The 23,706-nt window shown below is 45.2% G+C and carries 21 protein-coding genes and 1 pseudogene; 10 read left to right on the top strand and 12 right to left on the bottom strand.

Annotated elements, in window-relative coordinates:
- Positions 1 to 131 precede the first annotated feature (131 nt).
- Both RIG27_RS32745 and RIG27_RS32740 read right to left on the bottom strand, forming a co-directional pair.
- On the bottom strand, positions 132 to 2,096 hold the full coding sequence (locus RIG27_RS32745; RefSeq protein ID WP_446351223.1) for a lipoxygenase family protein: 1,965 nt from the start codon (positions 2,094 to 2,096) through the stop codon (positions 132 to 134).
- Positions 2,097 to 2,187: 91 nt separating this feature from the next.
- Entirely contained in the window at positions 2,188 to 2,364 is a 177-nt protein-coding gene (locus RIG27_RS32740; protein ID WP_446351222.1) for a hypothetical protein, read from the bottom strand.
- A gap of 352 nt (positions 2,365 to 2,716) precedes the next feature.
- Here RIG27_RS32740 and RIG27_RS32735 point away from each other — a divergent pair, with 352 nt between their 5' ends.
- Together RIG27_RS32735 and RIG27_RS32730 are read left to right on the top strand one after the other, a co-directional pair.
- Positions 2,717 to 4,063: a cytochrome P450 gene (locus RIG27_RS32735; RefSeq protein ID WP_446351221.1), complete on the top strand. Its 1,347-nt coding sequence runs from the start codon at positions 2,717 to 2,719 to the stop codon at positions 4,061 to 4,063.
- Between the two features lie 65 nt (positions 4,064 to 4,128).
- A complete protein-coding gene (locus tag RIG27_RS32730) occupies positions 4,129 to 4,680 on the top strand; it encodes a hypothetical protein (RefSeq protein ID WP_446351220.1) in 552 nt (183 codons plus the stop codon).
- Between the two features lie 271 nt (positions 4,681 to 4,951).
- Here the strand turns inward: RIG27_RS32730 and ggt are convergent.
- The 6 genes and pseudogenes from ggt to RIG27_RS32700 form a co-directional block, all read right to left on the bottom strand.
- Positions 4,952 to 6,719: pseudogene (gene ggt, locus RIG27_RS32725) on the bottom strand (gamma-glutamyltransferase).
- A gap of 95 nt (positions 6,720 to 6,814) precedes the next feature.
- Positions 6,815 to 6,985, bottom strand: coding sequence for a hypothetical protein (locus tag RIG27_RS32720; protein ID WP_446351219.1), 171 nt, complete (start codon positions 6,983 to 6,985; stop codon positions 6,815 to 6,817).
- A 159-nt stretch (positions 6,986 to 7,144) separates the two neighbouring features.
- Positions 7,145 to 7,975, bottom strand: coding sequence for a hypothetical protein (locus tag RIG27_RS32715; RefSeq protein ID WP_446351218.1), 831 nt, complete (start codon positions 7,973 to 7,975; stop codon positions 7,145 to 7,147).
- 582 nt (positions 7,976 to 8,557) lie between these two features.
- Positions 8,558 to 10,078, bottom strand: a complete 1,521-nt coding sequence (locus RIG27_RS32710) for an eCIS core domain-containing protein (RefSeq protein ID WP_446351217.1) — start codon at positions 10,076 to 10,078, stop codon at positions 8,558 to 8,560.
- A gap of 250 nt (positions 10,079 to 10,328) precedes the next feature.
- A complete protein-coding gene (locus tag RIG27_RS32705; protein WP_446351216.1) occupies positions 10,329 to 12,386 on the bottom strand; it encodes an ATP-binding protein in 2,058 nt (685 codons plus the stop codon).
- Entirely contained in the window at positions 12,280 to 12,687 is a 408-nt protein-coding gene (locus RIG27_RS32700; protein WP_446351215.1) for a hypothetical protein, read from the bottom strand. The genes RIG27_RS32705 and RIG27_RS32700 overlap by 107 nt, the downstream gene beginning before the upstream one ends.
- A gap of 10 nt (positions 12,688 to 12,697) precedes the next feature.
- Between RIG27_RS32700 and rppA the strand changes: the two genes are divergently transcribed.
- The 3 genes from rppA to RIG27_RS32685 all read left to right on the top strand — a co-directional run bounded on the left by rppA (position 12,698) and on the right by RIG27_RS32685 (position 15,827).
- Positions 12,698 to 13,381, top strand: a complete 684-nt coding sequence (rppA, locus tag RIG27_RS32695; protein ID WP_446351214.1) for a two-component system response regulator RppA — start codon at positions 12,698 to 12,700, stop codon at positions 13,379 to 13,381.
- A gap of 521 nt (positions 13,382 to 13,902) precedes the next feature.
- On the top strand, positions 13,903 to 14,631 hold the full coding sequence (locus tag RIG27_RS32690) for a PEP-CTERM sorting domain-containing protein (protein ID WP_446351213.1): 729 nt from the start codon (positions 13,903 to 13,905) through the stop codon (positions 14,629 to 14,631).
- Between the two features lie 218 nt (positions 14,632 to 14,849).
- Entirely contained in the window at positions 14,850 to 15,827 is a 978-nt protein-coding gene (locus tag RIG27_RS32685; RefSeq protein WP_446351212.1) for a Gfo/Idh/MocA family protein, read from the top strand.
- Positions 15,828 to 15,921: 94 nt separating this feature from the next.
- Here the strand turns inward: RIG27_RS32685 and RIG27_RS32680 are convergent, their stop codons facing one another.
- Complete coding sequence (locus RIG27_RS32680) at positions 15,922 to 16,080, bottom strand: hypothetical protein (protein WP_446351211.1); 159 nt, start codon at positions 16,078 to 16,080, stop codon at positions 15,922 to 15,924.
- Positions 16,081 to 16,231: 151 nt separating this feature from the next.
- On the opposite strand from RIG27_RS32680, the gene RIG27_RS32675 reads away from it, so the two are divergent.
- The 3 genes from RIG27_RS32675 to RIG27_RS32665 all read left to right on the top strand — a co-directional run bounded on the left by RIG27_RS32675 (position 16,232) and on the right by RIG27_RS32665 (position 19,163).
- A complete protein-coding gene (locus RIG27_RS32675) occupies positions 16,232 to 16,525 on the top strand; it encodes a hypothetical protein (RefSeq protein WP_446351210.1) in 294 nt (97 codons plus the stop codon).
- Between the two features lie 58 nt (positions 16,526 to 16,583).
- A complete protein-coding gene (locus RIG27_RS32670; protein ID WP_446351209.1) occupies positions 16,584 to 16,976 on the top strand; it encodes a GNAT family N-acetyltransferase in 393 nt (130 codons plus the stop codon).
- Between the two features lie 327 nt (positions 16,977 to 17,303).
- The gene (locus RIG27_RS32665) at positions 17,304 to 19,163 is read left to right on the top strand and encodes a protein kinase domain-containing protein (protein ID WP_446351208.1); all 1,860 of its coding nucleotides are present in this window, start codon (positions 17,304 to 17,306) and stop codon (positions 19,161 to 19,163) included.
- Positions 19,164 to 19,264: 101 nt separating this feature from the next.
- On the opposite strand, the gene RIG27_RS32660 is transcribed toward RIG27_RS32665, so the two are convergent.
- Both RIG27_RS32660 and RIG27_RS32655 read right to left on the bottom strand, forming a co-directional pair.
- The gene (locus RIG27_RS32660) at positions 19,265 to 20,173 is read right to left on the bottom strand and encodes a D-Ala-D-Ala carboxypeptidase family metallohydrolase (RefSeq protein WP_446351207.1); all 909 of its coding nucleotides are present in this window, start codon (positions 20,171 to 20,173) and stop codon (positions 19,265 to 19,267) included.
- 45 nt (positions 20,174 to 20,218) lie between these two features.
- The gene (locus RIG27_RS32655) at positions 20,219 to 20,368 is read right to left on the bottom strand and encodes a hypothetical protein (RefSeq protein WP_446351206.1); all 150 of its coding nucleotides are present in this window, start codon (positions 20,366 to 20,368) and stop codon (positions 20,219 to 20,221) included.
- A 119-nt stretch (positions 20,369 to 20,487) separates the two neighbouring features.
- Between RIG27_RS32655 and RIG27_RS32650 the strand changes: the two genes are divergently transcribed.
- On the top strand, positions 20,488 to 20,997 hold the full coding sequence (locus tag RIG27_RS32650) for a helix-turn-helix domain-containing protein (RefSeq protein ID WP_446351205.1): 510 nt from the start codon (positions 20,488 to 20,490) through the stop codon (positions 20,995 to 20,997).
- 127 nt (positions 20,998 to 21,124) lie between these two features.
- On the opposite strand, the gene RIG27_RS32645 is transcribed toward RIG27_RS32650, so the two are convergent.
- Positions 21,125 to 21,814 carry a response regulator transcription factor gene (locus RIG27_RS32645; protein WP_446351204.1) on the bottom strand — a complete coding sequence of 230 codons (690 nt, stop codon included), beginning with the start codon at positions 21,812 to 21,814 and terminating at the stop codon, positions 21,125 to 21,127.
- 274 nt (positions 21,815 to 22,088) lie between these two features.
- Between RIG27_RS32645 and RIG27_RS32640 the strand changes: the two genes are divergently transcribed.
- Entirely contained in the window at positions 22,089 to 23,378 is a 1,290-nt protein-coding gene (locus tag RIG27_RS32640; protein WP_446351203.1) for a glucose-1-phosphate adenylyltransferase, read from the top strand.
- The last annotated feature ends 328 nt before the right edge of the window (positions 23,379 to 23,706 follow it).

Here is a 23,706-nt window from a genome sequence, read left to right as displayed (position 1 = left end):
CACTACTAATACCCAATTTAAAGGCATGACAACTTATTCATGGTGAGCATCTGTTGAATGGCTAGGGTCAACGACGCCATTAAATAAAGGGCGCAATACCTTGCGCCCCTACGGATTGGATACAATATCCATCAAACATTAATCAGCGCTCTAATGTTATTCACATCAAAATCCAGTTGGGCAAAATCTTGCTTGTGATTTGACAGAATTGTGCGAAATTCGGCGGGAATATCCCCATCTTCATTCTTGATGATGTATCCATACTTAATCGCCGTTAACACATTCACCAAATAAAGCAGTTGCGTCGCTTCTCCTGAATCTGGAGCAATTGTCGGATCATCCTCATTCCCAAAACTACCATTCCGCAGTCCGAGAGAACTATACAAGACTTCTCCTCCAGCATCTGTTTGGGAATCATTAACCCAGGAATGCCACAGGGTTACGTGGAAAATCACAAACCGACAGAACTGTTTTAAGTTGTCCATATCATTGGCATCAGGTTTATCCGATAGCGTAATCGGACTCACCACTTTCAGACTGCCATTGATGGTGCGGCGGGAATTATTCGGCTGAGTCAGTTCATTGGTATCATACCATTCATACCCATCGTCGCCGCCACCATCTTTTCCTGGTTCATACGCCACACTATGGTTAACCAAGTCATCCGATAACCGATGAATTTCAATCCATTCGCGTTCAATCTCATCCTGATACGTTTGGAAAAAGACATCAATATATTCCGTCAAAAGCTGCCAATAGAGATTAGCAATCTTAGCAAAGGTATGCGTTTCACATAACGGCTGACGCGGTTGCCACCCTTTCCAATCCAACTGCGACATGCTCTCATGACAAATCTGCACCACACTTTCTGGAATCAAGGGACCAGCCGTGACAACATAGCCCTCATTTGGGTCTACCAATACCGTATCCGCCCGTCGATTGATATTAATCAAGCTCTTGAGATGAGGAATTAACATCAGACGGAGGGGATTTTTCCTCAAGTTACGGAAAGCCGCAACTGTATATTGCTCCATCTGTAAATGAGCTTTAATATAATGTTCAATCAGCTCAGCCGCGAAGAAAGTGTTGGTGCGGAAAATTCGCTTTGCCTGCAACCATTTATCGCCGTCATTGGGAGTATAGGTAATCGGTTCTTTCAGGGGAGAAAATGGAGCGTAGGAATCAGGATATCGGCTTTGAATGGTAATCGAAGTGGGTAATAACTTGCCATCTTTGACCTCAAACGTCGCATCGACGTTGTGCAGGTCATGAATCTGATCTTTTTCGTAAGTATCCCAGTTAAACGTAACCTTGTACTCATTCGGCTTACTCTTATTTTTTTTCGGTAAGCAGGGATTCATCCCATTGAGAACCCGTAGTCCAAAAAATTCATCACTTCGGGTATAGCGCGGATTTTTTCGCTCTAGTTCAATCGTTGAATTGGGTGGATAATCAGCTTGAATTTCCTGGAGAGACGGTTGATCCGGATTGAGCGTATTTTTGATAACGTGCTTGGCTTTAATTGGGGTTAAATGATTTGCCGCTTCATACCCTTGCAATTTACGACCAATCGCATCTTCATCCGGTGTTCCTTCTAACTCAGTAAACAGAATGCGGGGGAAGGGATTGGTGGGGTTGTAAAGCCAGTAGGGAACAGTGCAAGTGCCGAAGTCATACTCTTTTTGCGTAACATTATCGGGTCCTTTAATCGTGTAGGCAAGACGCTTGGCAAGCACCAGTTCATTGTTGGTATCGAAGCTGCTGCGAATTTCAATGACTCTCAATTCTAAATCTGGGGTGTCCTTAAACCCCGCTTGGTCTGGATCATAGTAAATCTCAAAATACCCATTGCGATCCGTTATCCCTTTCCCTAGATAATCTTCGGGCGTGCCAATGTCTCGATCCCACAATTCCACTTCCATATTATGTAAGGGGTTTTGGGTGTCACTGAAGACAAGCTGACCCACAACTTTACTTAACTGCGATCGTTGTTTTGCCGCTTTTTTCTTGAGTTTTTGCTGAGCGCTAGACGTGTTAATTAGCCTGAGCTTTAAAACTTGTAAGAGTTCTTGAACAATCGTTTGCGTCTTGGTCATGTTGATATCCTTTTGTCAAAAGAAAGGTTACGAGTTTATTGGTGTCTTGTTTCGGATAATGCCGGAATCCCTAATTATTCATAAAATAGCCTCAAGGCTGAAGCCGGATCAGGGCGATGAGTTGTTGACCCATTAGCAATTGGTCAATAACCAACAAACAAGCGGCTTTTTTAGCAAATAGCAATAGATTTGTCAATACATGGACTAGAGAAAATTCAATGATTGATGATGAGTCTAAATCGGGAGCATCCCGTTTTGGACAAAGCATTACCTCAAGTAAAGCAATTGCAAGGGTTTCAGCCCCATTTAAAGAGCCAACGTGCCAAATTTGGATGCTCCCTCTAAATCAGTTGTGAAATAGCGATCCTTGCTGGGCAATATTTTCAGCCCTATTGGTGTTCACAACTCATTTAAACTGGCTCGACTGGCTCCATTTTGGGACAGATTTATACTGTATACTATTTTTATTCATCTTTCAAGTCGGTTTAGTCTCAATTCATTTTATTAAGAAATGTTGAGATTATTTGCCAAAATTGAGCCGAACACAATAAAGTTCAACACGTATGATGATAAAGTTATAAATTAACCCTTTCCAGCAACCCAAACCCATAGGAATTAGGATGGACAATCAAAAAATACTCGAAGTCCATGAGCGTCAACTCAAGTTCTCGCGCCTCTTGGCAAAAATTGGTCAGAACAATCCCCTTGGCAAAGTCATTCGTTTAAGGGCTTATTTTTTAGACCTTCCGGTACTAACCAAGCAATGGCGAGATTATCTGTATGTGCGGAAGCAACAGATCTCCGATAAATTTCTGGGTTTGGATCAGGGAATCATCCATACCTCCTACGCTGACGCCAAAAGACTGGTTGAAACCACACCTCAGCAACGAGATAATTATTTGGGACCCTTGAAAATCAATGCTCGCAGTTACTTTCTCGGTCATCCGTTATGTTTAGGAACCAATGGTGATGAACATACAGGGATTCGAGCGTTATTTTTTCACGCCTTACCGGAACCCGAAGAAACAACAGAGACACTGGCACAGCTAGTCGATACAAGACTGACAACGGCGACAAAGCAGGGAATAGTCGATGTTAAAACAGACTTACCCAAAATGATCGTCGCCCTATTACACGAACTGATTCTTGACCTCAAATTATCTGAGGAAGAAATTGCTGGCTCAGTTGGTTATATTGGAGGGCTAGGATTAGCGACTGTTCCCAATCTTATTCATAATACACTGTTGAGAAATAAAACGCGATCGCACATTCAGCATCGCCAAGGGTTAGTAGACACTTACAAAAAATCTCCCCAGTATCAAGATTATCTAGAGTTCGGGGCGTCGTATCAGTTAAATGAACAACAAGTCGCCAACAATCTGTTTGATATGATCCACGTTGCCGGAAGTGCTGGAACCAGTGATCTCCTTGCCTCTGTGTTCGGTGTTTTATGTCAAGATGAAGCCTTAAGAGCAAATGTTAGTGCTGAAATCGATACCGTTTGGGATGGTCAAACTCCCCCAAACGCCCGAACCTTATCCCAACTCGAATTAACCGAAAAGGTAATTTTTGAAACAGCACGTCTTTATCCACCCGTTCGCTTTCTCAATCAAATGTCTACCGAACCGATGGAAGTAGAAATTGGCGGTCAGCGATGTCCATTCCAAAAGGGAACTCGTCTAGTCGCTTCCCTGTTTACGGCGAATCGCGATCCTGACAAATATGAAGAGCCAGATACATTTAAAACTACACGAGATTACAGCGATCTCTTATCCTGGAATGGCTCGAATCAGGAACGCAACTGTCCGGGCAGAGCCCTATCGATTGCGATTGTAAAACTGTTCTGTTTATATGCATTCAAGCACTATCAATGGCGTTCCGTTTCTGGTGTAGAATGGGATATGAAAAAGTTTGCTCCCTTTAAGCCAAATTTAGTGTTGAATGGCTTTGCACGGCGAGTAAACTAATTAGTAGGTATTGCCTTGGCGAATACCGTTTTACCTCGATCAACACGACAAGCTAAAAACAAATCATGCTAACCATTGAAACTCGGCAACTTAACGATATTGGCACTTGGATGAAACAAGACAGGGGAACTGATTTACCTGACATTCTGAAAGGGGTCTTTTTTATGGATGGGAATCCTTTTCCCGATGATTGTCTGACATTAGAAGGTGGTAAATGGGACGCGAGGAGTCGAACATTATTAGTCTCGGTATTTTCTCCATTTCAGTGGACATTTAGTGTTTCCGATAAAGGGCGTCGGTTACTCAATATTGTTAATTTAACCAAATTAACCTATAAAGTTCAGTTCGATGAAACCCTCCGCCATGCCCAAATCACCCCGATTGTGTTCGGATTCGGTTTACCCAAGTGGATTGCGGAATTCACAATGAATCAACTGGATGACGACATGCAAGGCAATACCTGGGAGCGAAAAAACTCTTGGTTGTTAGGACTCTCCGACGCTTGGGGATATACACTCAGAAAGATTTTGGATCAAAATCGTCAGTATACTCCCACGTTCTCTAACGTGCAGTCAAGCGTTCCCAATGAGTTTTTGGTAATTACCAACAATGAATAAAAACCCTATTCTTTTTAGCGAATTGTAACGTGAGGTGGGCAAGCCCAATCAACTCTAAATCGCACGATCATTAAGGTTGGTGGGCAATGCCCACCCTACGGTATAGCGGGTGATTAATCCAAAGTTACCGTGAGGTAAGCAAGTATAGCAACCGCCATGGCTGTTAGGACACATCATTTATGTAGAGACGCGCCATGGCGCGTCTCTACAATGGTGCCGAACGTCCTAATCGATGTGTCTATTGCTATAAAATGAACCCTAACAAAAGCTATTAATATCCCAAGGTTAAAGCACCAGGACGTCGGGGGTCAGATGCACCTTTTAAGGTTTGATCAACCAACATAATACTTTGGGTACTTCCCATGGTATTGGTAACTGTTATCTGATGTCCTTTTTCCTCTAACAGACGAATGGTGTCCCCATTTAATCCTGGTTCAATCATTAATTGATCCGGAAGCCATTGATGATGCACCCGAATAGCATTCGTCGCTTCAGCAATATTCATGTTATGATCAATCACATTCAAAATAACCTGTAACACTGTCGTGATAATTCGACTTCCTCCTGGACTTCCCGTCACCAGAAACGGCTGCTCATCTTTTAAAACAATCGTTGGTGTCATGGAACTGAGCATCCGTTTTTCCGGTTCAATGGCGTTAAATTCTCCACCAATCAAGCCAAAAGCATTGGGAACTCCTGGCTTGGCGGAAAAGTCATTCATTTCATTATTAAGCAGAATTCCTGTTCCTGGAACCGTTATTTTACTGCCATAACTGAAGTTTAAGGTATAGGTATTAGACACCACATTACCCTGATTATCTATAACTGAATAATGAGTGGTATTGTTGCTTTCTATAAACGGATTAGGATTGCCCGGAGCGATTTCTTGACTCGGCGTTGCTTGAGTTAAATTAATTTTACGGCGTAGCTGTTCGGCATAGGATTTAGAGATTAACCCGGAAATGGGAACAGGCACAAAATCAGTATCCCCTAAATATTTAGACCGATCCGCATACGCGAGTTTCATGCTTTCGGTGATTAAATGAATGGTTTGGGCGGTATTTTGTCCCAATTCCTCCAGCGGAAATGCTTCCAAAATATTCAGTAATTGTACCAGATGAATTCCTCCAGAACTCGGCGGTGGCATTGAATAAATTTCATAGCCGCGATAATTCCCTCGAATCGGTTCTCGGATAACAGGTTGATACTCGGCTAAATCCGCCATAGAAATCAAGCCATCATTGGCTTCCATCTCTGCCACAATTGCCTCTGCGATCGCACCCTGGTAAAATGCCTTTGCTCCCTCTTTAGCAATCAGTCTCAAACTCTGCGCTAAATCCCTTTGCACCAGAGTTTCGCCAATCTCATACGGTTCTCCCCCTGGTTTATAAAAGATTGTCATATTCTTTCACAGCACCTAAGGAACGATGCAAATATTCGGAAACAGGGAATCCATTTTCGGCTAATTCAATCGCAGGTTGTAACGCCCGTGCTAAAGAAATTGTCCCGTATTTTTCTAGTGCCAAAGTTAACCCAGCAACGGTTCCAGGAACACCAACAGCTAAATAACTATGGCGAGATTTTTCAGGATCAACGTCACCCATTTCATCCAGAAACATATCACGAGTGGCGGCTTGGGGAGCTTTTTCCCGATAATCAATGGCAATGGTTTGATTGTCATCGGCTAAATGGACGAGCATAAATCCACCGCCGCCAATATTTCCCGCACTGGGTAATGTAACCGCCATCGTAAATCCCATGGTTACAGCAGCATCAATGGCATTTCCGCCCTCTTTTAATACAGCCAAACCTGCTTCTGTGGCATAGTGTTCTTGAGAGGAAACCATGCCATTTTCGGCGATAACTGGATGAAAGATATCCCTGGGGCTATAAATGGGGACATCTTGAGCGACAACTTGGGTACAAATCAGACTCACTGTAGCCAGGAGAATCAGGATTTGTTTCTTATAGCGAGAAAAGCGATAACCTCGGATAGTGAGTATTTTTATAGTTTGCTGAAAACGTTTCACAATTGGCATAGAATAGAGTGATTTAGGCAGGAATTACAAATTGTAGGCGCGGGTTTAGGGTCTGTAGGCGTGGGTTTATGGGACTGTAGGGGCGGGTTTAGGGACTAAAACCCGCCCTCCTCACCGATAAATGACCAACAAAACCCGACCTCCTCACCGATAAATGACCAACAAAACCCGCCCTCCTCACCGATAAATGACCAACAAAACCCGCCCTCCTCACCGATAAATGACCAACAAAACCCGCCCTCCCCCTTGATCGATTGTAGAGACATAATAGACTACTGGACTGACACAGCTAAAGTGATGGATTAGATTGGTCGATTTTATGGGCGCACGCCATGCGCCCCTACGGTTTCTGGATGTAATTTTAATTCATCACCACGCCACTGCGCCTAAAACAGGATGAATAATACCCGATCGCAACCAAACGACTATTCCATGCGATCGCTCATCAGTTTAGGGGCTTGCAGCTTTGTCCCCTGACTTGTACCCACCGGATTAGCGTTGATAGGGGAGGTTGGCTTAAGTGGGACAACAATTCTCTCGCGGTACAGGTTCGCCCGTTTTTGGATTAGTTCCTTCTCATCAGGGTGTTCGTAAACCACAGCACCTCGACTTTGCTCTGCCAAAATTTTGCCCGCAAAATAGTTTGCCATAAACAGATCTTGTTTAAACGTTGCTCCAGCTTGTGGGATATCCTTTTTCCCTGGATAATGTTCCGTTAATTCCTTGGGACATTCTCGCAACCACTGCTCAACCCCTTGAGCATACGCCCTCGCAACTTGCTCTTGACTAATTTGCCAGGTATCCTGCTGACGCCGCAGGCTAAATTTACCATAATGACCCACGGCTTTTACCTCTTTGGTGTCTTTTGCGATCGCGGATACAATGTCACCCTGATTCAGAGGCGTTCCACCGGGATGGTTATGGGTGACAATCTGATCGCGATCGGATTCTTTCCCTTTTAATTTTTTCGGTTTCTTTTTCGATTTTTTGGGTGGAAACACAGGAATATTTGCTGCGTTATACCCAAAACGTTCCGCCTGTTTCAGTTGCGTCTGGATATCTGCGGTTTCCTGAGATGAAGCGGATGCCTTTTTGGGGGAACCAAAGGGGCGCGTCTGCAAGAGATTAGTGACAGGTAATTGAGCAAGTCTTGCTTGGATACCCTTCCCGAAGGAGCGCGTCTGTAACGAACTTGGTGCTGGGATAAACTCGTCTTCCCCAGACCTTTTTTTGCGGATTCGTCGTCGGATACCCATAGCCCCCCTCCAAATTTAACGGGAGATATACTTGACATTTAGCATTGTTTTGTGTTTATGTCAAGTTTTATCGCCAAGCTAAAGTTATTTCTTCTCATTATGCAATAGATGTTTAAGTAGTCGGACGAAAAAAAACGGTATGCTGACTAAGTTTTATAAATAGGGTCTGCTGAATAAGTTTTGTGGTGAGGGGAGGGAACTGCTTAACAGGGAACAGGGAACAGTTTCAACCCCCTGATGGGGGAAGATTCTGCTTAAGCATCCTCGAAAAATACCAGGATTTCCAGCTTATGGGTTTCAAAACCTTGCACCTGATGCACCTTTAATCATCCTCTAACCCTTTATTTGTAAGGGTTTCAGGCTTGTGCAGCAAACCCTAAATAGTCCTCAAACCTTGACGAAGAAAAAGTCAGGCAAAGTTTTACTTTTGTTACCCCTAACTATCCGAATCACCGCCTGTGGATAATCTGACGTTAAGGGACTTGCGGCTTAATATAAACTAGGCGGTCACTGGTCGCCTAAACTGACGGTTTGCTTTTGCCGCGCTCTACTAACTAAGAATCGCTTCTGGATTCTGTCTGATTAATCCCAGCCGACTTCACACCAGGGACTTGTACGTGCATAACCACTACCTTCTGTTAGCTCGCATTCCTGACACTCTACCTGTCCGTCACCTGTTACTAATATCCTACCCCTAAACCGTTGAAAACCAGGACCTGAGGGGTTGTTAAATCCTTGGAAAAGAATATATGCTTTTGTTACCGGATCTGTAGGTTGACTACATTCGACTGCTGTAAAGTTTACAGCGGCTTCACTACCAAACATTCCCCCATCATAACCCCTTACCTTGCTCTGTTGGGTATATGCAGTAATAATATTGTGACCATCATGCTTAAGGACTAACTCCAAAAAAGCAAAGGAAGATCCAGTTCCTTTGATAGAATCCACCTCAACAATCGTATGGGTTTCTTCTATAGGCTCATCAGGTCCATTTTCTTCTCGAGAGTAGCGGAACTGAACATTAGTATTTCCAAAAGCATCGTTACCAGCAGATCTAGTAGATGTAGCAAAACCTGCCGCTGATAGGGCTAAGCCAACTCCCGCCGTTACTCCTCCATCTCTTTGCACCAGAGGAGAATCGGGATTGTTACTCCCTGACTCTTGTGCCAATTGGTCAACGGTATGTTTAGCTTGTACTCGACCCGTTTGCTGTACCACATGAGTCAACTCATGAGCAAGCAACTCCTGGCCACCCTTGCTCCCAGGATTATATTCCCCCTGTTTGAAGAAAATATTTTCTCCTGTCGTGAAAGCCTTTGCCTGAATTGATTGATTAAGTTGGTCAGATTGGGTATCAGTGTGTACTTTTACACCACTGAAGTCCGCTCCAAATGCCTGTTCCATGGGTTGCCGAATGTTTTCTGAAAGAGGCTGTCCGCTACCTTTTGCCCGTTGGATAGACTCTTCCAGTTCTGGAGTCGCCGCCATTCCACCCCCACTTGACTGGCGCTGCAGTAAGGGCTTCATTTGAAGTTCCTCTTCCTCTTCTGGCATCTCCTGACGTTGAATGGACTCAGCTAGAGGTTTAGCTTGAAGTTCTTCTTCCTCTTCTGGCATCTCCTGACGTTGGATGGATTCAGCTAGAGGTTTAGCTTGAAGTTCTTCTTCCTCTTCCGGCATCTCTTGACGTTGAACAGTCTTACCTTGAACCGACTGCTGACTCTGAGGCGAATTAATTTGATTAACGACTTGAGACGCTACTTGATCCGCTTCCTGCTCATACTTATCATTCGGTTCTCCAATCGTCAGCTTTGCCTGAATCGGTGTAGCGTTACTCGAAGGTACGGTGGGAATATTAGCGGCATTATAGCCAAAGCTCTCTGCCTGTTTGAGTTTAGCTTGGAGCTCTGGCATCTCTTGTTTAGGCGTAGATGCTTGCTTGGGAGTCCCGAAGGGGCGAGTTTGCAACACATTGGTTGTTGGTAACTCTGCTCGTCTCGCCTGGATACCTTGCCCAAATGGGCGCGGTTGTAAAGGATTCCGCACTGGTAAAGAAGTCGATTCCCAGGATGTTTTTTTGTTAAGACGCCGTCGGCTACCCATGACCAGTCTTCCCAACTCAACTTATTGGATACCTAATATTATCCTTCACAAGTCCTTTATGCAATTCGCGATTGGTCAAATTGTTACGGAACTTTAGCTAATTATGGCTCCAAGACGAAAAAGGGCGGGTTTTGTTGAAAGGTTATCGGTAGATACCAAAATGAAACGGCTAAACCCGCCCCTACACAAAATCAATTGGCAGATATGCCATGGCACGTCTCTACATGAATTGTTACAATCCCTAAACCTCTTATTTAACCCATCCCCTAATTTCCACATCAGTTAAGGGTCGCTCTAGTTTGATATATTCACTCTTAGTGGCTTGCAAAATATGTTTCATTTGTACGGGTTCCCCAGCATCTGCCGCGATAAACGCCGCATTCATGGCAATACTCCGAATATTACCCCCTGCTACATTCAGTTTTGCCAATTTCCGATAATCCAGCTTCTCAGTTGGTGTCTGTTTAGGAAATATGCGTTTCCAAATTTCTTGGCGTTGCTCCGCGTCAGGGAAGGGAAATTGAACAATAAAGCGAATCCGGCGCATAAAGGCTTGGTCTAAGGCACTTTTAATATTGCTGGTTAAAATTGCCAATCCTCGATATGATTCCATCCGCTGCAACAGATAACTGACCTCAATATTGGCATGGCGATCATGGGAGTCTTTCACCTCAGAACGTTTACCAAATAAGGCGTCGGCTTCATCAAATAAAAGGATTGATCCTCCTCCTTCTGCGGCATCAAAAACCCGGCGTAAGTTCTTCTCAGTTTCACCAATATATTTACTGATAACAGAACTGAGATCTATCCGATAGACATCTAATCGTAACTCTTTGCCGATCACCTCGGCTGCCATGGTTTTCCCGGTTCCACTGGCACCAGCAAATAGAGCGCTAATTCCCAAACCACGACGGCTTTTTCCGGCAAATCCCCAACTTTCATACACCTTCATCCGGTGGCGCACATGGGTGACAATTTCTGACAAGACAGTGCGTTCTCTGTCTGGCAAAATTAAATCGTCCCAAGTGGCGGATGTGTCAATTCGTTGGGCTAATTCTTCCATGCGGGGACGGGCTTGAATACAGCAAACGTCCCACAATTTAGTGGTAAAGGGTGGGAGGGCGGATGGGTTGTTAGTTTCTTCGTCTATCGGTTGTTCATCTTCTTCTGGCGTCTCAAGATCCATTCCTTTGATGGTTAAGCAAGCGGTATGAATGTTGGGGGCGCTAAGGTTAAATGTGGAGACTAATAGGTTGATTGCCGGCTCAAGTTGTGCCGCTTTATAGGCTAAAGCGTTTTGCCAAATTAAACGCTGCTCATCACTGGTAGGATGATGGACATCTATGGTGATAATGGGACGCTGGCGTTGGCGGCGTCGATCGCGACTCGTTACAATCAGGGGTGTGTTTAGGCTTTCGATGAAACGAGCGATCGCGCTTTCTCTGGCTGGATCATTGGTTTCGAGATGATCGCAGTTGAGTAAGAGTACCGTACTACTTAATGCCCATTCCCGTTCATAGAGAGTCTTAACGATATTCAGTTGACTGGTATTCGTGGGTAGAGATTCGGCGGAAAGGGCATGGAGATTAATCCCTAAATGATCGCATACGGCTCGCGCGATCGCACGCTTACTGGTGACATCTTCTCCACAGAGCTGCACTACCGGAAATGTACCCTCACCCACCTGTAACCAGGTTGTAGCAATTTGTTGAACACTTTGCTGATGAGAGGATACCAAAATACCCGGTAAAGGCATCGGTTCTTCCATACTCGCCAAGCGCTCATCAATATATTGAACGCCGCGCAGGTAATGCAAAATCCGCTCATCAATCCGTAGCGAACTACTGGTTAACGTAAATCCTTCACCCACGTCAATTAACCGCCAGTGGCGCAACGGTGCATCTGGCGTCAGCGCTCCCCAATGTCCGTGGGGCAATATATTCAACGCTAGAGCAAATGTGGGATACTTGAATTCATCATTACTTTGAGCGATGCCGCAGAGCAATCCCCAAGAGGCGTCAAATTCCATCCCCGCACATAATAACAGCAAATCTCGCTCAAACGATGAAAGCCCAAACATTTGGCAAAGTTGATCTAACAAGGGAGGCGGTGAAAGAGACGTGTCGGATTGATGGTGTGAACCATTTCCATTGGGATAGAAGCCATTGGTTAAGGTAAGAGAGATACCTGTAGTGATTTGATCACTCTTGCGTTCCAAGGCTTGACGCACTCGCGCAATCTCTCCCATCAAATACTGCTGATTGGCTTCTAGCCAGCCTTCGGTTACATTGAGCCGGGATACAGACATGGGCATCGTTAAGCGCAGCAATATTCACCATGATATAGCGTGTGGCGGCAAAAGTTTTCGGTTGGGAGAGCAGAGGTGCAGGGGGAGCTGGGGAAGCGGGGGGAGCGGGGGAAGCTGGGGAAGCTGGGGAAGCTGGGGAAGATGAGGGAGAGATTTCCCAATCAACGAATGACGAATGACGAATGACGAATGACGAATGACGAATGACGAATGACAAATGACAAATGACGAATGACAAATGACAAATGACAAATGACAAATGACAAATGACGAATGACGAATGACAAATGACAAATGACAAATGACAAATAATGCGTATTCTGTTGGTTGATGATGAAGTTGAACTCACCGATCCTTTAAGCCGAGTCCTCAAACGGGAGGGATATGAGGTTGATGTGGCTGATGAGGGACAGTCGGGACACCAGTTAGCGATGCAAAGCGACTATGACTTGCTGATTTTAGATTGGATGTTACCGCATCAGTCTGGGTTAGAGCTTTGCCAACAGTTGCGATCGCAAGGGAAAACGACGCCGGTTCTCTTCCTTACGGCTAAAGACACCCTGGATGATCGAGTTATGGGATTGGATGCAGGGGCTGATGATTATCTTGTCAAACCCTTTGAACTGCGAGAGTTGCTGGCTAGGGTTCGCGCCCTGTTGCGGCGTTCAACGGCGACGGAAACCAATGCGCCTGTTCGGTTGCGCGTCGCTTCTTTAGAACTGGATGTGGAAAATCAGCTCGCCTATCGTAATGGACGATTAATTGAACTCTCGGAAAAAGAAACTCAGCTTTTGGATTATTTTATGCGTCATTCAGGTCAACTGTTGACTCATGGGGAAATTTATCAGCAATTGTGGCAGGATGAAGAACAACCCAGTAGTAATGTCTTAGCGGCTTTAGTGCGCTTGTTACGCCGCAAAATAGAGGCTCCTGGTGAAGCCCCATTGATTCACACGGTATACGGGAAGGGATATCGGTTTGGTGAGGGGAGTTGAGTTGAATGGTATTGACTTAAGGTTGGTGGGCAATGCCCACCCTACGCTATATCAAAAGTTTCGGCGAGCCAAAGATGCAAATTTTCAGTGCCATTAGAGTTATAGCGCTTCGCGCTGGTATATTTACAAATTCAGAAATGGATGCTTGATCAGGTGAGTCTTAGAACATTTGTACTGTAACTACGCGAGAGCGAACTGCTATAAGTTAAACCGCAAGCACCTATTTAGATATCAACTCTCCTAATGCTTTTTTGCCCAAAAGCCCCGATTGGGTTGATTTTGGGATATTCAGCTAGCATCCGTCTAGCTAATTGAGAATAACTATAGACAATCCTCAAATTTTTCCTGATTGGTTCGTATGGAAAAGCTGCCCTACTTAAAAAAAATATTGACAATTTTTGTTGCCTTAACATAACTATGGATTTTGCGCTAGGATTTGGATCTTACTTTATCAACACTTCACATAAATTCTCTCAAGAGAGAATTATACTGGTAGGTAAGCACATATACAGGGTGCAACTATGAATAGCATCTACTCAAAATTTTCCTTTAGAGCAGCTGGAGTCGCTTTAGGCGTTGGTTTAGCCACTGTGGGTATGTCTATCGTTTCGGGTGTTGCCAGTGCGGCTACAGTCACGAGACTACCCGACTTTACCGATGATCAGTTCGATGGGTTAATCAATAGTGGGGAATTTACCGAACTCTTCGTGGCTGAAGGGCGAATTGGTAATAACAGCCCAAACCAGGCTGAACGTGAGTTGGGGATTAATGATAAAGCTGGGACTCCTGTGCAATCCGCTCAGTTTGTCTGGGGGAATGGTACAGTCTATGATTTCACATTGGAGTACACTGGCTCAACAGTCAACTATAACGTTGGTGGAACACTACTAAACAGCACAGCGTTTACCGAACCAATTGATACGATATATATTCGTACCAAAGAAACAGCCAACAGCAATTTACGGCTGAATATTGATAGTTTGAATACCTTTTCCGCTCCAAGTGATAACGATAGTGACGATGTAGACTATGTGTTGATTGAAGATATCTCAGCACCGTTTACACTGACGGGTACAATCAGCTTCGATTGGACAGGAAATCGACCGAATCGCTCTAACTTGGCGTATCAAATCAAAGTAGGCACCAAACCTGTTCCTGAACCCTTGACTATCCTCGGTTCAGGTCTAGCTCTCGGATTTGGTGCTTTGTTGAAGAAAGAGTCTTCCAGAAAGCAAAATAAGGTAAAATAACCAGGACGCAATTGCTTTTTACCATGAAGCAAAACGTGCTGAAAGAAGACTTTAAGTCGCTGTGATTTTACCCACTCTCTTTGTAAGTTAGGTGGATAAAATTCTGACCTCTCATTCTCCCGTATCAGATCCCCCTTCCGTCCTTTGGTGAGTTTGTCTGTGTTCACCTAGTTAGTTACTCTAGAATAGGGGGATTTTTACGAGAGGACTAATCAAAAATGATGGATAAACTGCCTATTCGGGCTGGTATTGTTGGGACTGGATATGCCGCCAACCAACGGGCGCAAACCTTACAGGCGGATGCGCGATCGCAGCTAGTGGTTGTCAGTGGGCATACCCCGGAAACCGTGCAAGACTTTGTACAACGTCACCAAACCAGTGCCGTCGAGTCTTGGCAACAGGTGGTGGCACATCCTGACGTGGATTTAGTCTTTGTTTGTACGATTAATCGTGATCATGGTGCGATCGTTAGGGAGGCTTTAACCGCAGGGAAGCATGTTGTTGTCGAATATCCGATTTCCCTTGATCCAAAAGAAGCCGAATCCCTAATTGCCCTTGCCCAAGCTCAAGGCAAACTTCTACATGTGGAACATATTGAGCTATTAGGCGGCTTACATCAAGCCTTACAGCAATCGCTACCAGAGATTGGCACTCCTGTTTATGCCCGATATGTCACAATTGTGCCGAAACAGCCAGCACCGCAGCGCTGGACATACCATCGGGACTTATTTGGCTTTCCCTTTAAAGCCGCATTACCCCACATCCATCGATTTACCAATTTATTTGGTAACGTCGCAACCGTTAGCTGTAATGCTCAGTTTTGGCAAAATGGTGGCTATTATCGTGCCTGTCTCTGTACGGCTCAATTACAGTTTGCCAAGGATTTAATTGCCCACGTCACCTATGGCAAGGGGGAAGTATTCACTCAGAGATTGCGGACGTTTGAAGTCCACGGCGATCAAGGTACGCTGGTGTTTGAGGGTGATCAAGGTAAATTAATTCGGGGAGAGGAAGAAAAACCCATCACTGTAGCAGGGCGTCGCGGTTTATTTGTTCAAGATACGCAAATGGTATTGGATCATCTGGTGGATGGAAAGTCTTTGTATGTGTCGAGTGCAGCCAGTTTATATGCGCTTCAGGTTGGAGACGCCGCTTGCCAATCTGCCGAAACCAATCAAATGATTGTTTTGAGGTAGGTGTATCGGTGGTTGGTGACAAGAGCCACTCTGTCAGGACGGGTTTTGAATAAACTTGATCATCACTAGCAAAATGAAAGCCCATTACCCGCCCCTACTTTCGGAAAAACTTATGACCATTAATCAAGAGGGATTCACCAGAGAGAGTAACCTCGTCGGCTTTGGTCGTGACTGGTGATTGAGCCGAGACAGGGTTCGCTAAGCCGAACATGGCGGTTAGGATTCCTATAGCTGTAAGATTTTTATATCGCATTGGCGTTCTCTCCCATGAGAGTTTGTTACATTTTTATTATTTTTAACTTGAGTCCGGTTTACCTCTATCAGAGGAAACGATAATTGACAAAGAGGTATCTCTAATAAGATAGATTTTTCTTCAGAAGCTGTAGTTTAATTATCTGTACTCTATGTTTAACCCAGACGCGATCGCGCCGCTTACCACGTCCCATTGGTGTCTACTGAAGCTGAGGAAGCACAGACGTTGCCATGGCACGTTTGGCAGAGGGGCGGTAGGGGCGGGTTTTACCGCTAACGTTCCGTCGATGTCCGATAACATGACTAAACCTGCCCTTCTAGAGCGTCGGTCAAGTATTCCTAAAAACCGGGTTTCTCGTCAGGATGACAACGCAATATCAACCTTTCACCCCAACAAACCCGGTTTATTGACCGATATTCTAGGTGTAGAGGGAGCAAACAAATGACAAATGTTAACTGGGGTTACATCTGCCGACGCACTAACCGGACTTTGATAATAGGTTGATGTATAAGTTGAATGGACGAGAGGATGAGTTAACCGTGAATCTATCGGTACGAGTCTTTCCCAGAACTTTTGGATCTCAAGGGGAAATGAGGTATGAGTTTACTCAGGCAGATGACTTAGTCGGAGTGGTATCTGTCTGTGAGGATGAAACCTCCTATTTTATTCATTTCTTAAACGTCATGCCTGGTAATCGTGGCAAAGGGTATGGGTCTAAAATCCTGAAGATGCTTTGCCAAATGTTCAATGATAAACCGATTACTCTAGAATTGGACAAGGGTAGTCCTTTTGGCATAGAAAATTTACGCGACTGGTACAGCAGACATGGTTTTGTGTCAACGACTGAGGATTTGATGATACGCCAGCCGTCTATTAGCCGGATACAGGAAGCATGATGCAAGGGATTGGGGAGCTGAGGGAGCTGGAGAAGCTGGGCGAGCTAGGGGAGTTAGGGGAGCGAGCTAGGGGAGAAAAAACCCATACAAAATAGCGAGCGAGACGCTCGCACTACTTTTTCCTCCTGGTTTATTTCCTGTAACCTACTTAAAGCTTAATGTCAATAATTGCGAAATCCTTGTCGTAGTGTGAGCATCTTGCTCACTACCTATACCCAATTTCAATGCGTGACTTAAGGGAGCAGGGGAAGTGAGGGAAGCTGGGGAAGCGGCACTAGCTGGATACAAGTCACAATAGGATCAACTCTTGACTCTAAAAATTCGCGAATGAGTTACTGCCTTAACCTAACTTGCCCCAAACCCGACAACCCTGATCATGCCAGATTTTGCTCCACTTGTGGCTCAAGATTACTTTTAGGCGATCGCTACCGGGCGATGGAGTTGATTAGTCAGGGGGGTATTGGTCGTACCTTTCGGGCAATTGACGAATCTGAGTCGGGATTATCCACTTGTATTATTAAGCAGTTTTCACCTACCAATCAAGGGACAACCAATATTGAGAAAGCAGCGGCATCCTTTCGTCAAGAAGCCGCCCGATTACAAACTCTAGGCGAACATCCCCAGATTCCCCAACTGGTGGCTTATTTTGAACCTAATCCGCAAAGGGGAACGACGGGTGCGATCGTGCAACGCTTAGTGGAGGGAGAGAGTTTAGCCCAACAATTAGCGAAAGCAGGGGCATTTAAGGAAACCCAGATTCGCCATATCTTGGCACAACTGTTGCCTGTATTACAGTATATTCATTCTCATCAGGTTATTCACCGAGATATTAATCCAGCCAATATTATCTGTTGTCCCAGTACAGGAATCGAGACAGAAGCCGATAAACTGATTCTCGTTGATTTTAGTGCCGCAAAATTGACCACGAAAACAGCATTAGCCCGAACCGGAACGGTTATTGGTTCTGCGGCTTATGCCGCCCCAGAACAACTGATGGGCAAAGCGGTAACAAGTAGTGATTTGTATAGTTTAGGGGTGACGTGTATTCATTTACTAACCAGCATTCATCCCTTTGACTTATTTAACAGTTTAGAAGGAATGTGGGTGTGGCAAGACTACCTAGTTGAACCGATTAGCGATCGCCTCCAGCAAACCTTGAATAAAATGCTGGAGGGGGCGGTAAAACTGCGCTATCAGTCAGCCGCCCAGATTCTCCAGGATTTGCATCTAACCCAGACGTTAGCCCAATCATTGTCAGTCGCTTCCCCAAATCCATCGGTTAAACCAAACACGCTAACACCGACGTGGCAATGTGTACGAACGTTGCGGGGTCATTCGAGTTCGATTCATGCGATCGCCTTTCATCCAGACGGGCAGATTCTGGCTAGTGGGGGTGCGGATCGTAGCGTTAAACTCTGGCATCTGGATAGTGGTATACCCAGTTATACATTTTCTGGGCATTCTAGTTTAATTGATACCATTGCTTTTAGTCCAGATGGACAGTTTTTAGTCAGTGGGAGTTGGGATCACACGATTAAACTTTGGGAATTAACGACCCAAACATTAAAGCATACCCTGAAGCAACATTCAGGTTGGATTAAGTCAGTTGCGTTTAGTCCAGATGGACAGCTTCTCGCCAGTGGCAGTGCTGATAAAACAATTAATATTTGGAATTTAAACAAACAAGATATACAGAAAACTCTTGATGGTCATTCCAGCATGATTCATACGATTGTCATTAGTCCAGATGGACAGATTCTGGCAAGTGGTAGTGCAGATCGCACGATTAAATTGTGGAATTTAGCCACAGGTGAAATTCAACTAACCCTACATGGGCATACCGATGCCGTCAATTCACTCGTCTTTAGTCCTAGTGGTCAACTTTTAATCAGTGGTAGTGCGGATGCGACGATTCAAGTCTGGAACTTGAGGACAGGTGATATTTTATTGACGCTGGCTGGACATACAGATGCGGTTCATTCTGTTGCAATCAGCGCTAAAGGTCGCTTATTGATCAGTGGTAGTGCTGATGGAACGGTTAGACTTTGGCATCCAGGTCGTGGAAAACTGATCCAGACCTTATCTGATCATTTCGCTGGTGTAATGTCTGTGGCAATTAGTCCAGATAGTTCAACCTTGGCGAGTGCGGCTCAAGATAAAACGATTAAACTTTGGCAATTTATTTAAGGGTTTGTCTTATGTCCTTGGTAAGGGTTTGAGGGTGATTTAACTTAATCGAGTTTATTTCAACCTCCCACTGTGTAGAGACGTGCCATGGCACGTCTCTACTAATTGTAATTCCACCTCGCCCGATACCCTCGGTTATCCAGATGGGTAAAAGTCCGACCATATCCCAATCCACCGGGCCACCAGGCATCAAGTTGTCGCTGCACGTCTCGCGGTGTTAGTCCACTGACCACGAAGTCAACCCCATGTCCTTGTAAGTGAGTGGAACGACTAGCACCACCAACCGCCCGATTCACATGGGGGGGGCGGTACCAACTGGTAATAATCGTGGATCGATTTCCCAACCGTTCTCTCACCTCTTCCATGCGTCGCGTCATGGCGATGATGTTATTCACAATCAATTCATTAACGGGTATACGAGTCCCATTTTTGGTTGCTTCACCCCAGGTAAAATTACCATTAGGTATAATCGAGTCGTCTGTTCCAACTTGTCCGCGTCCTGGTAATCGGAACAAAATCCCCCGATTCACGGGTTCGGGTTCGTCCATTGGCGGGGAGTAGGTGGCGATTTTGAGTAAATCGATGTGACCTTCGTACACATACCAGTCCAGGCGGTTAGAATCATTTTCAATTGGATTAATTAACGTCACCAGCAGATGAACACCTCTTTCCTGGAAGATTTTGACCGCAAGTTCTCGTTGGGAAACGGGGAGTTTCTCGGAGTCGGGTAGGTCTTTGGCTTGTAGGGGTTTAGTCTTGAAGATGGTATCTTGGGTGACCACTAAGGTGGAGGTGTTAAGGACTTCAGCGTGTCCTGTAAACACATACCATTCTGTGCGATCGCGCAAGGGATTGACGAGGGTAATTTTTAAATGACCCTTTTCCTCCTGATAACTTTTGAGTCCGAATTCTCCCTGGGATACAGGGTGCTTCTCGGAGTCGGGGAGTTCTGAAGATTGAATCGGTTGAGTTTTGAAAACTGTATCGGTGGTTACAACTAAGGTTGCCATCTGTTTCTAGGGACGTAGAGAAATTGTAAAAGGAATGTCACAGACTTAAGCTAGGTTTGTCGTTGCGCTGTCTTCGCCATAAACACTGACATCGCTTATAGCAGAAGGCTCCAAGGCAGGATGCTCTAGGGCAGAAGGTTTACTATTAATAGTTCGCCATTTCAGCCGTTCAGTATGTCCTAACCTTAATGGCATCGCTTACTACAGACTTCTAAGTCCGTGACATTCACCTAGATTAGCACTACTATTTTGCTTTTTGGTGCGGTTTATGGTTAAATATCTCTTTATTATCGATTCGCAATAGTTTTTTACACATGTTGGTAGGAACAAAAGAAGCAGCACAGATCCTGGGTGTATCGGGTCAGCGGGTGCGGTGGTTATTAGAACGTGGTCGGATAAAAGGGGCTGGCAAAGTGAGTGGAGTTTGGATAATTCCTCTATTTGACGGCAAGCCGATCGTGAGTTCGGGTAAGCGTGGTCCGCGAGCTCGCTGGGAAAAGAAGGTGATGAGCGAGGATGAGGACGAAGATAGGGAGCGAGGGGAAGATAGTCCTCGTGGCATGACGATTATCCATGTCAATCAAAGACAGATTCGCCAAAATCACAAGAATGGCGATCGCGCTCCGGTGATTACAGTAAAGCGCGGGTCGAGTAATATTTACGCTCATGGTGTGGAAATTACAGGGTCTTGTCGGGTGGTGTATCGTCCTGATCACCCAAAGCGTTGTGGGGCGAAAGTGTGGATTGAGACGTTATCTCAGGTCAAGGTGATTGGTCAGGCATTTAGCCCCAGTGGAGAGCTGTTGTCCTTGGGGTTTGGTTAGGTTTTGTCCGGTAGACTGCTCTGCTCACCATAGTTCCACGCCTTACTGCTAAAACCACTTATGCTCCCCCTGCTGGCGCAGAGGTGGTCAGAAACATTTGCCGTCAAGTCCTCTTAGGGAACAGGTTTTACTGGGTCAAGCCATGTTCAAGAGCATAACGGACTAATTCGGTGCGGCTATTGGTTCCAGTTTTGCTAAACAAGCGACTGACATATTTCTCCACATTGCGGACACTGGTTTCCAGGCGGCGGGCAATTTCTTTATTCATCAGCCCTTGGGCAACCAAATCCAGAACACTTTGCTCTCGCGGGGTAAAGTCAATGCGGATGGGTGGGGGAGTTTGGGAAATATTACCCCTTTGAGCCAACATTTCTCGAATCGCAGTTAGCTCTTTTTCGATATTCCCTAAATCCGCCGTACCCGCCGTTTCCTTAGCAGTAGCAGCACGACGTTCCAGCAAATTCTCGACAATGGCAACTAATTCATCTGTATCAAATGGTTTAGATAGGTAAGCATCACAACCTGCCTGATAGCCTTGAATCCGGTCTGTGGTCATGCCTCTAGCTGTGAGAAAGACCACCGGTAGTGATTTGAAACGAGGGTCTTCTCGCAGTTTCTGAAGAAACTGATACCCATCGACTTGAGGCATCATAATATCAGTGACTACAAGGTCAGGAGTTTTTCGTTGCAACATTTCCCATGCATCATTGGCATTACTGGCAACATCGACGGTAAAACCACCCACCTCTTCTAAATAGGCGGGGACTGATTCCCGAATCCCTGGTTCGTCATCGACCAGTAACAGTTGTGCTGACATCTCTCACTTCCTTTGCCATTCTTTATCCTAATGTAATGGAAATTTATAATAACGGCGTAGAACTCACCAGTTCAACCCCAGCGTTTAGGGGGACACCTGGCTCAAATCATTACTCTAGTTGGGGTAGAAGTCTCTCTTCGTGCCTCTATTCCCGCCTTTTTTTGAGTTTTTCTTTCTTTAGAGAGAGTCAACTTTCTCCCTTACCCTCTTGAAAAGAGTTCCACACAAGCGGACACTAAGACTTGAGAGTCTATCGGCATTCCAGAGGTGTTTCGTGAAAAGAGTATTAGGTATCATTCTCGGAGGTGGCGCGGGCACCCGCCTTTATCCATTAACCAAGTTGCGGGCTAAACCGGCTGTTCCCTTGGCGGGTAAATACCGTCTGATTGATATTCCGGTCAGTAACTGCATCAACTCCGAGATCTATCAAATTTACGTTCTTACCCAATTTAACTCAGCGTCCTTAAATCGGCACATTGCCCGTGCCTATAACTTTGCTGGCTTTACCGACGGATTTGTTGAAGTTCTAGCTGCCCAGCAAACGGCTGAAAATCCGAGCTGGTTTCAGGGCACAGCAGACGCGGTTCGTCAATATTTGTGGCTCCTAGAGGAGTGGGATGTTGATGAATATATCATTCTGTCCGGTGACCATCTCTATCGGATGGATTATCGCCATTTCGTGGAACACCACCGTGAAACGAAAGCTGATATCACCCTTTCTGTGGTGCCTATCGGTGAAAAACTGGCAACCAGTTTTGGTTTGATGAAAATTGATCACACCGGCAGGGTAATTGATTTCAGTGAAAAGCCAAAAGGGGATGCGCTGAAGCAAATGCAGGTGGATACAACGGTTTTAGGGTTGAAACCCGATGAGGCAAAGGAAAAACCCTATATTGCCTCGATGGGAATTTACGTCTTTAGTAAAGAGGCGTTGATTAAGTTGTTGCAAGCCAACCCCGAACAAACCGATTTCGGTAAAGAAATAATCCCAGGGGCATCAGGAGATCATAACGTTCAAGCCTACTTGTTCAACGACTACTGGGAAGACATTGGTACCATTGAAGCGTTCTATGATGCCAATTTAGCGTTAACTCGCCAACCCCAACCACCCTTTAGTTTCTACGACAAAGAGGCACCAATTTATACTCGCGCCCGTTATTTGCCTCCGACTAAACTTTTGGATAGTCATGTGACGCAATCGATTATTGGAGAAGGTTGTATTCTTAAAGATTGTCGTATCCATCACTCGGTATTGGGAGTTCGCTCTCGCATTGAAGCCGGTTGTGTGATTGAAGACACTCTGATTATGGGATGTGACTTCTATGAACCCTTTGCCGAACGTCAATCCGATGTAGAAACCGGACGTGTACCCTTAGGGATTGGTGCAGGAACCACAATTCGCCGTGCCATCATTGACAAAAATGCTCGCATTGGTCGCGATGTGCAAGTTGTGAACAAAGATCACGTCGAGGAAGCTGAACGTGAAAAACAAGGCTTTTTGATCCGCAGTGGCATTGTCGTTGTCCTCAAAAATGCCGTAATTCCCGATGGAACAGTCATTTAGGTCTTGATTGATGACTAGGGAGATGAGGAAAAGAAAGTGTTGAGTGTGGAGTGTTGAGTTTACTCAGATCTCGATCTGTGTCCTCCCTCATCTCTCTTGTCTTCCGGAACAGAATACCGGGAAATCCACACTGGTTAGTCACCAGAAGCTAAGCTAATCTAAGGATTATTAGCTATCCACACTGAGTTAGGGCTAGCAACTGTAACCTAATTTCTGATCGTATCTACTCACTTCTGCTCACTTTTGGGTAGAGATGAGTAGAGGTGATAAACATTCTCCCTGAACCGTTCTTGCCAGTTAGGGATAGCCTTCAATTTTTCCTTCTGCC

Origin of the sequence: Coleofasciculus sp. F4-SAH-05, assembly GCF_040222985.1 — a bacterium.
GTDB lineage: Bacteria > Cyanobacteriota > Cyanobacteriia > Cyanobacteriales > Coleofasciculaceae > Coleofasciculus > Coleofasciculus chthonoplastes.
Note: the sequence above shows the minus strand (reverse complement) of the source record. Positions and strands in the feature narration are given on the sequence as shown.

Bases quoted from the DNA above. Each gene is read 5' to 3' on its own strand.
- RIG27_RS32745 (WP_446351223.1), bottom strand. From the start codon at position 2,096: ATGACCAAGACGCAAACGATTGTTCAAGAACTCTTACAAGTTTTAAAG.
- RIG27_RS32740 (WP_446351222.1), bottom strand. From the start codon at position 2,364: ATGCTTTGTCCAAAACGGGATGCTCCCGATTTAGACTCATCATCAATC.
- RIG27_RS32735 (WP_446351221.1), top strand. From the start codon at position 2,717: ATGGACAATCAAAAAATACTCGAAGTCCATGAGCGTCAACTCAAGTTC.
- RIG27_RS32730 (WP_446351220.1), top strand. From the start codon at position 4,129: ATGCTAACCATTGAAACTCGGCAACTTAACGATATTGGCACTTGGATG.
- RIG27_RS32720 (WP_446351219.1), bottom strand. From the start codon at position 6,985: ATGTCTCTACAATCGATCAAGGGGGAGGGCGGGTTTTGTTGGTCATTT.
- RIG27_RS32715 (WP_446351218.1), bottom strand. From the start codon at position 7,975: ATGGGTATCCGACGACGAATCCGCAAAAAAAGGTCTGGGGAAGACGAG.
- RIG27_RS32710 (WP_446351217.1), bottom strand. From the start codon at position 10,078: ATGGGTAGCCGACGGCGTCTTAACAAAAAAACATCCTGGGAATCGACT.
- RIG27_RS32705 (WP_446351216.1), bottom strand. From the start codon at position 12,386: ATGTCTGTATCCCGGCTCAATGTAACCGAAGGCTGGCTAGAAGCCAAT.
- rppA (WP_446351214.1), top strand. From the start codon at position 12,698: ATGCGTATTCTGTTGGTTGATGATGAAGTTGAACTCACCGATCCTTTA.
- RIG27_RS32690 (WP_446351213.1), top strand. From the start codon at position 13,903: ATGAATAGCATCTACTCAAAATTTTCCTTTAGAGCAGCTGGAGTCGCT.
- RIG27_RS32685 (WP_446351212.1), top strand. From the start codon at position 14,850: ATGATGGATAAACTGCCTATTCGGGCTGGTATTGTTGGGACTGGATAT.
- RIG27_RS32680 (WP_446351211.1), bottom strand. From the start codon at position 16,080: ATGCGATATAAAAATCTTACAGCTATAGGAATCCTAACCGCCATGTTC.
- RIG27_RS32675 (WP_446351210.1), top strand. From the start codon at position 16,232: ATGTTTAACCCAGACGCGATCGCGCCGCTTACCACGTCCCATTGGTGT.
- RIG27_RS32670 (WP_446351209.1), top strand. From the start codon at position 16,584: ATGTATAAGTTGAATGGACGAGAGGATGAGTTAACCGTGAATCTATCG.
- RIG27_RS32665 (WP_446351208.1), top strand. From the start codon at position 17,304: ATGAGTTACTGCCTTAACCTAACTTGCCCCAAACCCGACAACCCTGAT.
- RIG27_RS32660 (WP_446351207.1), bottom strand. From the start codon at position 20,173: ATGGCAACCTTAGTTGTAACCACCGATACAGTTTTCAAAACTCAACCG.
- RIG27_RS32655 (WP_446351206.1), bottom strand. From the start codon at position 20,368: ATGCCATTAAGGTTAGGACATACTGAACGGCTGAAATGGCGAACTATT.
- RIG27_RS32650 (WP_446351205.1), top strand. From the start codon at position 20,488: ATGTTGGTAGGAACAAAAGAAGCAGCACAGATCCTGGGTGTATCGGGT.
- RIG27_RS32645 (WP_446351204.1), bottom strand. From the start codon at position 21,814: ATGTCAGCACAACTGTTACTGGTCGATGACGAACCAGGGATTCGGGAA.